The 10,492-nt window shown below is 70.1% G+C and carries 8 protein-coding genes and 2 pseudogenes; 1 reads left to right on the forward strand and 9 read right to left on the reverse strand.

The features are described 5' to 3' along the window. Positions 1 to 220: 220 nt before the first annotated feature. The 7 genes and pseudogenes from KV557_RS45085 to KV557_RS40655 all read right to left on the reverse strand — a co-directional run bounded on the left by KV557_RS45085 (position 221) and on the right by KV557_RS40655 (position 7,271). Positions 221 to 807: pseudogene (locus KV557_RS45085) on the reverse strand (LysR substrate-binding domain-containing protein). Between the two features lie 25 nt (positions 808 to 832). Further along, positions 833 to 2,149 (reverse strand): tyrosine-type recombinase/integrase, encoded by a 1,317-nt coding sequence (locus tag KV557_RS40630; protein WP_218207100.1) that lies wholly within the window; start codon positions 2,147 to 2,149, stop codon positions 833 to 835. 277 nt (positions 2,150 to 2,426) lie between these two features. Next, complete coding sequence (locus KV557_RS40635; RefSeq protein ID WP_218207103.1) at positions 2,427 to 3,575, reverse strand: hypothetical protein; 1,149 nt, start codon at positions 3,573 to 3,575, stop codon at positions 2,427 to 2,429. A 451-nt stretch (positions 3,576 to 4,026) separates the two neighbouring features. Further along, complete coding sequence (locus tag KV557_RS40640; protein WP_218207104.1) at positions 4,027 to 5,133, reverse strand: 1-aminocyclopropane-1-carboxylate deaminase/D-cysteine desulfhydrase; 1,107 nt, start codon at positions 5,131 to 5,133, stop codon at positions 4,027 to 4,029. A 439-nt stretch (positions 5,134 to 5,572) separates the two neighbouring features. Continuing rightward, a pseudogene (locus KV557_RS40645) lies at positions 5,573 to 5,755 on the reverse strand (aldehyde dehydrogenase family protein); the annotation flags it as partial. A 210-nt stretch (positions 5,756 to 5,965) separates the two neighbouring features. Then, the gene (locus KV557_RS40650; RefSeq protein ID WP_218207105.1) at positions 5,966 to 6,385 is read right to left on the reverse strand and encodes a nuclear transport factor 2 family protein; all 420 of its coding nucleotides are present in this window, start codon (positions 6,383 to 6,385) and stop codon (positions 5,966 to 5,968) included. A 58-nt stretch (positions 6,386 to 6,443) separates the two neighbouring features. Further along, positions 6,444 to 7,271, reverse strand: coding sequence for an alpha/beta fold hydrolase (locus KV557_RS40655; protein ID WP_218207106.1), 828 nt, complete (start codon positions 7,269 to 7,271; stop codon positions 6,444 to 6,446). Between the two features lie 1,001 nt (positions 7,272 to 8,272). On the opposite strand from KV557_RS40655, the gene KV557_RS40660 reads away from it, so the two are divergent. After that, positions 8,273 to 9,574, forward strand: coding sequence for a hypothetical protein (locus KV557_RS40660; RefSeq protein WP_218207107.1), 1,302 nt, complete (start codon positions 8,273 to 8,275; stop codon positions 9,572 to 9,574). 239 nt (positions 9,575 to 9,813) lie between these two features. On the opposite strand, the gene KV557_RS40665 is transcribed toward KV557_RS40660, so the two are convergent. Continuing rightward, positions 9,814 to 10,116 carry an XRE family transcriptional regulator gene (locus KV557_RS40665; RefSeq protein ID WP_218207108.1) on the reverse strand — a complete coding sequence of 101 codons (303 nt, stop codon included), beginning with the start codon at positions 10,114 to 10,116 and terminating at the stop codon, positions 9,814 to 9,816. Beyond that, entirely contained in the window at positions 10,113 to 10,328 is a 216-nt protein-coding gene (locus KV557_RS40670) for a type II toxin-antitoxin system RelE/ParE family toxin (protein ID WP_218207109.1), read from the reverse strand. The genes KV557_RS40665 and KV557_RS40670 overlap by 4 nt, the downstream gene beginning before the upstream one ends. Positions 10,329 to 10,492: the final 164 nt, after the last annotated feature.

The raw sequence follows: 10,492 nt of genomic DNA on the forward strand, positions 1-10,492 counted from the left end.
GGCCGCGCGGCGACGCCGGCGCCCGGTCCGGCGGCGGTGAGGAGCCGTCCTCGACACACGCGCGGCTTCGTGCGGCAGGACACCGCCGTCCAAGCCGTGCGCGGCGTCCTCCCCGGATTGGCGAGTGCCGGCCAGCGGCCATAGCCGTTCGTGAATGACCGGGCGGGGTTCTGTCGATGACCGGTTCCGCTTCGCCTCGTGCCCGGGGAGTCTCGTTTCGTCAGCCCGTCCGGCATCTCCAGTAGTCGCTTGATGGCCTCTGCGGAGTCCACGTGGGACTCCGGACGTCCTGGAGCCCCCAGAGCGCGAGGGTCTCCTCCTGGGCGCGGCGGTCGCTCGACCCCGCCTCGCGCAGCAGGAACACCCCGGCGGCGAGTTGGGCCGGGGCCGGGCGCCGACCGGACAACTGGTGGCCCCGGCCAGCCACCAGGACCAGCCCCTCGTGCGCGACCGGGGTCTGGACCAGCCGGGACTCCCGCGGGCGCCCGGCCAGCAGGTCCAGCGCGCACGACCCGGAGAGCAGCCGCCGAGTAACGACTCCTGGTTGCCGATCTGCAGGTCGACCTCGACCTGCGGGAACCGCCGGCGGAGGGTCTGCGGCAGCGGCAGCACCAGGTAGCTGCCGACCGTGGTCGTGGCGCCGATCGAGAGGACTCCGCCGCGGGCGCGGCTCGCCGCCGCCCGCTGGGGGTCAAGGGGTCGCAGGTTCAAATCCTGTCGTCCCGACTTGCATGACTGCAGGTCGTAGGCCGTTTCCGCTTCTGGCGGGAGCGGCCTTTCTGGCGTTTTGTCAGCTGGTGGTCGCATGGTGGTCGCATGGTGGTCGCGTCGGTCACAGCGGGATGGGTGCGTGAGCTGGGCGTTCGCGGCGGGTTCTACGTTGGCGCTTGGTGAGGTGGTCGCGGAACTGGGTGATCAGATTCCGTGGCTGGTTTGCGCGTTGGGTGGTGTGGAGGGCGAGTTCGGCGGAGTCGAGGATGCGGGCGATGGCGTCGACGGCTTCGCGTGCTGCTTGGCGGGTGAGGTGGCTGTAGATGTTCGCGGTGGTCGACAGGGTGCGGTGGCGCAGGGTCTTGGAGACGATCACGAACGGGACGCCGCCGTTGAGGGCGAGGGTGGTGGCGAGGTGGCGCAGGTCCTGGACGGCGATGCGGGGGACGCCGGCCTCGTCGCACAGCCGATGGAAGCGGTCGAGGACCTTCTTCGGGTTGAGTGGGCGGCCGTGGTGGTGGAAGACGTAGCCGTGGGCGGGGAGGGTGTAGCCGAGGAAGTGGTGGTCGGCGAGGTCTTCGAGGGCTCGGCGGGCGCGCTGGTTGATGGCGATCCAGCTGAGGCTGCTTGGGGTCTTGGGTGCGGTGAGGACGATGTAGTGGTTGTCGACGGTGGAGAGGGTGTAGCGGACGAACAGCACGCCTTCGTCGAGGTGGACGTCGTCCCAGTGCAGGCCGAGGGCCTCGCCCTTGCGCATGCCGGTGTTGATGATGAGCTCGACGAGGTTCGCGAACAGCGGGTCATGTTTGTGGGCGTAGTCGAGGAAGCGCACCGCCTCGTCGGGAGTCCAGATCCGGCGTTCGGGCGTGGGTGGCCTGGGGATGATGGCGGGCTTGGCGGGGTTGTGGCCCAGGCGGTGGCGCAGGACGGCCGCGCCGAGGGCGCTGGAGAGGGTGGCGAGGATGCGGTGCACGGTGACCTTGCCGCGGCCGGCGGCGAGTTCGGCGCGGGCGTAGGCGTCGATGTGCTCGTAGGCGAGGTCATCGAGGGGGATGTGGCCGAGGGCGGGGATGAGGTCCTGGTGGACGTAGGCGCGGTAGCGGGCGAGGGTGGTGGGCTTGAGCCGTAGTTCCTGGGCGGCGAGCCAGGCGAGCAGGTAGTCGCCGGTGGTCTGTCTCGGGTCGGGGCTGTAGCCGTAGGCTTTGCCGTCGAGGAAGCGGTGTAGGTCGGTACGGGCGGCGTCCTCGTTGGGGTAGCCGCCGCGGCGGACGGTGTGGCGGCGGGTGTCGGGCCAGGGGACGTCGACGGCGTAGGTCCAGGTGCCGTGGTCGGGGTCGCAGAGCAGGCGCGGGCAGTGGGCGCCGAGCTGGCGGCGGTGGGTGTCGCGGCAGCCGCAGCGCCGGTAGACGCGTCCGCGGTCTTGGGTCGGGTGTCGCATGGTGATCGCCTCGAAGGCTCGCGTGTAGGTGCTCCTCCCAGTGTCAGTTCCGGGCGTCCTTGTCGCCGGTCCAGGGGAAAGCCGCAGCTCAGCGGTTGGTAAATACGAGTTGGTGGTCGCATGGTGATCGCGTTCGGTGGGTGCGAGAGCGCCGTTGAGCTGTTCTCGTCTCGTATCCCGCTCCTCCGGGGGACTGTCGGAAGCGGGTCGGGGTTGCTCCGAGCCAGTAGGGCTGACTCTGTCGACGCCGCGGATCCGGCGTTGGAGGGGGAGGGTGTTACACGAGCCGGTCCCGGTTGGCTGCCGCGATGGCGCGTACGAGTGCGGCGAACTGCGCGCGGCTGTGGTGCTGGTGCCGTTCGGCGGTCTCGTCGTCCGATTCTTCCTGGTCGTCGTCCCGATCCTCGTCCTCGGCGTATTCGGCGTGGAGGAGCCAGCAGCCGTTGATGGCGGTGAGGAGGTCTTCGAGGAGGTCGCGGGCGGGCCGGCGCGGGTCCAGCGGGGTGAGGCGGATGCCGGTGAGCACGGCGTCCGCCTCCTCCGAATCGTCGTCGGCATACTCGGTGATCACCTCCTCGGCCTCCTCCAACTGCTCGCGGAGAGCGGCCGGGTCGGGCAGCTCGCCGTCCCCGATCCGCATGGCGTGGCGCACGAGCCCGGTGACCGCGTCGTAGGGGGACACACCGGCCTCGAGGAGTCCCAGGACGAGCGTGGGTGTCGCGTGGGGGAGTGCCTCGATGTTGTCCGCCTCCCGGATCACCTCGGTGGGCGCGTACCCGGACGCCTCCGAGACGGCTTCGGCTGCGGCGTAGAGCCAGTGGGCGGCTGCCACGGCCGCGGCGGTGGGGTCGATGTCGGAGTAGAGCGCGGCCGGGCCGAACGGGTCCTCCTGGAGCAGCTGGTCGGCGGCGGCGACCTGGACGGGGGAGGCGCCTTCGCGGCTGAGCAGCACGGCCTGCTGGGCCCGTCCGGTGAGGTTGCCGAGCTCGGCGCCTTCGACGGCGGCCAGCTCCACCGTGGTTTCGGCGCGGATCGCCTCGGTCAACTCGGGGTTGTCCAGGGCGATGAGTGCTCGGCCGACGCGGTGCGCGTTCTCCAGCACCGGGCTGTACTCGACGATCACCGAGCCGCCCTGGGGAAGGTTCGGCGTGGTCACGGCTGCGGCGACCTCGACGAACGCCTTGCGTTCCTCTTCCCGACGCCAGCCCTCGCTGTTCACCTCCAATGAGTCGGCCGCGCTGGCCGGGTGGGTGTAGGTGCGCCAGGCCGCCGCCGACAGTTGGGTAAGGGCTGCAGTCAGGCGGGATAGCGCGGCGAGATCCGTGCCGGCCGGGACGGCGGCGATCCGTGAGGCAAGGTCGCCTTGGCCGGTTCCCCAGGTGGCGATGAGTTCGTGTCGAGCAGGGTCGACGCAGTAGCGGGTCATGACGGACCACCTCCAGCTCGACTACGTCCTATCACCTGTGATCGGCGGGGTGGGCGCGGACACGGGTTTCCATTCGAAGAGGGGGTCTGTGGGCTCCGCGCGGTGTGTGCCGATTGATGTGCGGGGCCGCGTCGGCGGCGGGGCGGCGGGGCTGTGTGGGGCGGGAGTACCTCGCGGGCGGCGGGTCAGGCAAGGACGCCCGGTGTCGTCGCGTCCTGGGCGAGGTAGGGGCCCGCGTAGCGCAGGGCGTCGAAGTCGACTCAGCCCTGCCAATTTCTGGCCGCCGCCGTGGGGCTGCGGGGCCGGCGCTTGCCTGCCGTTGCCGTTCACCGGCGAGATGATCACGTGAACATGCAGCCGGTGAGAGCCTGGATGCCACTTCTCGCGGTGATCCTGGGACGTAACTGGTTCGGATGATTCCTTGGGTGATCCGTTCCCTGCCGGGGCATCGTCACCGATGCTTGCCGGATCGGCCGGGGCCCCGCACTCGCGGGCTTTGGCCGGTCTGATGCCCTCTATCTGGGGCCGAAGGTGTTGAGGAAGAGCACCGGCTCGTCCTGGGGCCGAAGGTGTTGAGGAAGAGCACCGGCTCGTCGCCGAAGTGCCCGGAGGCGTCGAGGTCGAGGAGCGCTGCGAGGGCCTTGGCGGTGTAGGTGTGCTCGAGTGCCAGCCCCGCGTCGGAGGCGGCGCGGTTGAGTGCTGCGGTGGCTTCGGCAGTGGGGTGGGCATAGCCGGGACCGAGCCAGCCGCGGTCGAGGCGGATGTCGTCCGAGCTGAGGCCGAGTGGCGGCAGGGCGGCGCCCCGACTGCGGAGCAGCGCCTCGGACTTGCGGGCCAGCGCGTTGAGCGCTGTGCTGTCCAGGCGCAGGGTGTCGTTGACGACGATCCCGAGGACGCGGGTGCGTAGGCCGGCCAACCGCAGCCCCAGGGCCAGGCCGGCGGCGGTGCCTCCCGAGCCGACCGCGGTCACGACCCAGCCGGGCTCGGGCAGCAGCCCGTTCGACACCTGCGCGGCCAGCTCCAGTGCGGTTTCGACGTACCCGAGCGTGCCGAGCGGCGAGGATCCGCCGGCCGGGAGGAAGTACGGGAGGGTGGGACCTCGCATCGAGGAATGGCGTGCGAAGAGCCAGGGGGCGGCGAGGATCAGGCGGGTCTTGGTGTGCAGGAAGTGCAAGGTGGCGCCGGATGCGCGAAGGCGCCGGAGCTGGGCCCGGGTGTGATCGTCGACCGGATGGTCGATCAGGGCGAGGGCGACGGTGAGGCCCTGCTCGGGGGCGTAGAGTGCCGCTGCCAGGCCCCAGTTGGTGCCGAGACCGCCGACGGTGAGGAGCGTCCGGGCACCGCGCCGGTGGGCTTCGGGTAGCAGCCATTCCAGTTTGCGGACTTTGTTGCCGCCCCATCCGCCGTGCCCGTAGCCGCTCTCGTCCTTCAGCCAGAGCGGAGACCGGCAGCCGAGCCCGGCCAGAGGCCGCACCGGCGTCGGCACGTCGCCCAGCGGGAGGTGCGGCAGCGACTCGGCCAGTTCAGGACAACGCTGGTGCAGCAGCGGACGCGTCATACGACCGACGATACGGGAGCAGCGGCCCGCCGAGGAGGGTGATCGAGTCGGCCACGCCATGCTCGCCGGCAGCGTTGACCACCGGCAGCGTTGACCAACTGCGGGGTGAACGCGGCGATGACGCTTATCAGCCCGGTGATGTCGAGGTCGAACCGACTCAGGCTCACCCGCTCTCGAAGGCCAACTCCGCCCGGCTCGCAAGGAAGCGGCGGAGGGTGGAAGGCTGCGACAACTGTCCGCCTATGAAGCAAAGTTGACGGACATGGCCACTTGTTCGGCGGCCCCGCCGGCCTACGGAGGCGCGACCACCCCTGCGACCACCGGTCCGCATCACGCGCAGAGGGCCGTTCCCGCAGCTTCTGTGGAAACGGCCTCTGGCCTGCGACAGACTTGCTGTCTGGTGACAGGATTTGAACCTGCGACGCTGTGACGCCCAAAGTCAGATGGCGGTCATGACGTGCTTGACCCGGGTGTAGTCCTCGAAGCCGTACGAGGACAGGTCATTGGCGTAGCCGGACTTCTTGAAGCCGCCGTGCGGCATCTCGGCGACCAGCGGGATGTGGGTGTTGATCCAGACGCAGCCGAAGTCCAGCCGGCGGGACATCCGCATGGCGCGGGCGCCGGCGGCCGAGGCCATCGCGGCGTCGACGTCGCCCGCACCGGAGAGCGGGGAGGTCGCGTACGCCTGGCCGGTGGTCGGGTCGATCACGTCCAGCGTGCGGCCGTCGGCGGCATCGACGAACTCACCGTTGACGTAGTTGTGAAAGGTGCCCATCTGTCGTTCCTCGTCGTTCGCTGATGTCGGTGCGTGCTGCCGTGTGCGGCCGTGTGGTCAGTCCTCGGCGGCTGCGGACAGGTGCTCGTGCACGGCGAGCCAGTGGTTGGTGCCCCGGCGGCTGAAGACGATCGTCTCGCGCTCGCGGAGGGTCTCTTCGCCCGCCCGTGTGGCGACCTGGGTCTCGACGTGGTGGCTGAAGACGGCGGTGTCGCCGAGGACCTGGACCAGAGGCTGGGTGTAGCTGCAGCCGAGTATCCGTAGGCCGTCTTCCGCTTCCCAGCTCTGCCACAGTCGGCGGTACTCCTCGACGGACGTGAGGCGCTGTGGGGTGGTGTGGAAGAGGAAGGTCGCGTCCGCGGCGAAGGCGGCGAAGTAGTCGTCGAGGCGACCGTCGGCGAACGCGGCGACCAGGGCGGCCGCGGCGGCCCGCACCTCGGCGGCGGGCCACGGTCCCGGCCTGGAGTGGAATTTCACCGGAGGTCGATGACCGTGTCTCGGTGGGCGGGCCCTTTGATCACCGGGGGCGGTGGGATCAGCTCTGGAGGAAGTCCAGGAGGTCCTGGTTGAACTTCTCCTTCTCGCCGGGGACGGCGGTGATGCCGTGGGAGGCGCCCTCGTAGACCTTGAGGACGGCGTTCGGGATGATCTTCGCGGCCTTACGGCCGGTTGCGTCGATCGGCACGATCTGGTCGGCGTCGCCGTGCACGACCAGGGTGGGGATGTCGAACTTCTTCAGGTCGTCGGTGAATTCCGTCTCCGCGAAGGCCGTCACGCAGTCCACGCCCGCCTTGATGCTCTGGTGCATGGCCAGGAGCCAGTACGCGTCGAGGTTGCCCTGGGTGACCTGGTTGCCCTCGCGGTTCGCGCCGAAGAACGCCGGCGCGAAGTCCTTCCAGGACTGCGAGCGTTCCTTGAGCAGGCCGCCCTTGATGGTCTCGAACACCTCGGCCGGCACGCCCTCGGGGTTGCCGGCGGTCTTGAGCATCAGGGGCGGGATCGCCGAGAGCAGGAGCGCCTTGCTGATCCGGCTGGTGCCGTGGCGGCCGATGTAGCGGGCGAGCTCGCCGCCGCCCATGGAGTGGGCGACCAGGGTGACGTCGCGCAGGTCGAGCTTGGTGATCAGGTCGTTCAGGTCGTCGGCGAAGGTGTCGAAGTCGTAGCCGTCCCAGGGCTGGCTGGAGCGGCCGTGGCCCCGGCGGTCGTGGGCGATGCCGCGGAAGCCGTGGTCGGCGACCAGCTTCATCTGGTCCTCCCAGGCGTCCGCGTTCAGCGGCCAGCCGTGGATGAAGACGACCGGGCGTCCGCTGCCCCAGTCCTTGTAGTAGATCTCGACGCCGTCGCGCGTGGTCAGGGTTGGCATGGCGTTTCTTCCTTGTCGGGTGCAGTGGCCGGGCGGGAGCCCGCCCCCGCCTGGCGCATGGGGCTTCGCTGCTGGTGGACGGCACAGGAACGGGGCAATGCCGGAAGGCGAGCGACGTGTCCGGCGTTCCCCAGAGCCATCTTGCGAGCCCGCCGGTGATCCGCAACACGAACCACCGAGCGACTCCAAGCGCCACCCGGTTGGTCTCCCGTGCTGCCCGGTAGTGCAGGCGGAGAGCGCAAGCTCGGCAACGGACCGCGCAGGGCCGGGGGCAGGCTCGCAGTACATGCCGGCGAACAAGGCACACGGCAACGGCGGGGAGCCCAGATCGCATGACTGAGCGTCAGGCCGACGTGGCGCCCGTCGGCTTCCAGGGCGGTCAGGGCGGCAGCATGCCTGCGTACCTTCATCCTGGCCTTCTCCACCGCGGCCCTCCGCCCTGCCTCGCACGCGCGAAGGTCGGCCGAATCCACGACCCGTGCAGCAGGTGCTCCTGGCCGTCGGCCCGGAGGCGACCGCAACGCCGAGGTGCCGACGGCTGCCATCGAGCCGCGCGTCGCGTTGCGGTGGCGCTCGCGCCGGGATGCCCGGCGGGCGGTGAAGTGTGCACGCACGATGCTGCGGCATGTTTGCGCCTTGAGCATTACTTGAGCTGCTGTTGGTCCTTGTTGACCATTTGTCAGTAGCATGCCGCCGCAGGTCCGATCCTGCCCTGCCTTCCCCGACCCTCACGCTGAAGGTGGCCATACAACTTGTCCATACGCACCCTCGCGCTGCCCGCGCTCGCCGCATCCGTCGTGCTCACGCTCAGCGCCTGCGACCCGACGACGCCGGCAGCCCCGCCAGCCGATCCCACAGCCGCTGCCGCCCAGGCCGCACCCGCCCCGACCGCCACGAGCCTGCCCGGCACGCCGGCCCCCACGGGGAGCCCGACGGTGACTCTGGTTACCCCGAGCGCCGCGGGTATGCCGGGTACGCCGGCTCCCACGGGGAGTCCGACGGTGACTCTGGTCACCCCGCCCCCCGGGAGCCCGAAGACCGGCCCGACCGCCTCCGGCACGCCGAAGGCTGCCCCTGCCAGCCCGTCCTCGACCAGCCCGTCCCCGTCGGGGCAGCCCGCCGTGGCCGCCGCCCCAGACCTCAAACTGGCCGCCTACGACCAGCAGACCGGCAAAGCCGTCCTCGCCGCCGCCGACACCGCCGCCGGCACCCCCAGCCCGGCAGCCACGGCCGCGGCCACCGCCGCCGTCCGCACCGGTCAGGTGATCGACAGCCCGCCGTCGGCCGTCGCGCCGCGTGGCGCGCTGCTGGCGATCACCGATGTCCAGCCCGCCGCGGACGGGAAGGTGGCGGTCAGCACCCGCCCGGCCACCATCTCCGAACTGCTCGGCCAGACCTGGGCCAAGATCAAGAGCGCGCTCGACCCGCACAACATCCAGATCACGCCACAGGTCAAGGACCTCAAGGCCTCCTACGTCCCGAACCCCCACGGCGGCAGCGGCGGCGCCTCGGCCGCGCTCGAACTGGACGTGAAGAACAGCGTCACCCTGCCAGGCGGTGCCTCGGCCGCGCTCTCCGGCTCGCTCGAACTCGACCCGAGCGTCGACTTCACCTACCAGGGCGGCATTCTCAGCCCCCAGCAGGCCAGGGTCGGCTTCGACCTCGGCGCGCACGCCAACTGGCACCTCACCGCCGGCGTCACCGCTTCCACCGGTCCGGTGAAGATTCCGATCGCCAAGCTCACCGCCATGCCCGTGATCATGGTCGGCCAGGTGCCCGTCGTGATTGTCCTCGACCTCAGCGTCTACGCCGAGGTTTCCGCCGACGGCACCGTCACCGTCGACACCACCCAGTCCTACGACGGCAATTGGGGCGTCCACGCCGACTACACCAAGGCCGGCGGCTGGACCCCCGCCACCGACCCCGGCACCACCACCGTCTCCCCGGTCAAGGCCACGTTCTCCGGCCAGGCCAGCGTCCGCGCCGGCCTGGTCGCCGACGGCTCGGTCGCCCTCTACGACACCCTGGGCGTGAAGGCCACCATCGAGCCGTACCTGCGCGCCGCGGTGGAGGGCACGGTCAGCGTCGACACCAGCGGCGCCAAGCCGACCGTCGACGGCAAGGCCGGCCTCTACGGCGGCCTGGACGTGAACGGAGCCGTGATGGCCCGCATCGCCATCCTCGGCACCCCGCTCCTCGAGAAGGATCTGCCCTTCCCGATCTACAACCACGAGTGGCCGATCGTGACCCGAGAGATCGGAAACGCGTCCACGAGCGCCCAGCCGAGCACGTCGAAAAACTGACAACCGGTCACAACAGTGCCCGGGGTCCGGCGACAACGCCGGCCCCCGGGCCGCAGAACTGGTCCTGCAGGCAGTCGACTCGCTGCTGGTGTTCCTGCGGGTGGATCCCAGTCGATCTCGTTGGATGCGGGGTTCAGCCGCGATGTCACCGACATCGGGCAGGAAGGGGGCATGGGTCAGCCCCGCGGCATGGAGCTGCGCGTCGGCAGTTCCATGATCGCGCAGCTGGACTGGGGGTGTCAGCCGATGGTGAGTGTCCGGTCGCCGAAGTCGGCGACCATGCGGAGCTGGCCGCCGAGCGCTTCGACGTAGGCGCGGATCGTTGCGAGGGCGGCAGTGTCGAGTGCTCCGCTTTCCAACCGGGAGACGTTGGGCTGGGTGATGCCGATGATTTCGGCGACCTCGGCCTGGGTCAGGTCCTGCTCGCGGCGGATCTCGGCGAGGCGGTAGGCCCGTACCTCGGCGTCGAGCTTCTCGCGGTGTGCGGATACCCGCTGTGGGTCGGTGACGACGCTGGGTCGTACGTCCTTCCAGGACTTCATGGCTTGCCCTCCTCGATGGCCTTCAGGTGCCTGCTGAACCGGTCGTCGGCGATGGGGATGTTGATCTCGTACCACTCCCGCCACGCTCCGGCCTTGTCGCCCGCCACCAGGATGATGGCCTGGCGTTCAGGGTCGAAGGCGAACAGGATACGGATCTCTCCGGGGCCTGTCGCAGCGCCGACCATGGTGCCAATGATCAGGCAACCGCTCATCGCCACTCTTCCCCGAGAGCCTGCGTGAAGTCACCGTCAGCTCCGCAACTCGCCTTGGAGCGATCGTCATGTCAGTGGAAGCTTCTACGATCCGTCGCATGCCGGTCGGCACATCCACCACAACCAGCCTCGGAGATGCAATGGACGGCATGTACTCGCCCGTC

This window comes from Kitasatospora aureofaciens (assembly GCF_019192735.1).
In the GTDB taxonomy this organism is placed as follows: domain Bacteria; phylum Actinomycetota; class Actinomycetes; order Streptomycetales; family Streptomycetaceae; genus Kitasatospora; species Kitasatospora aureofaciens_A.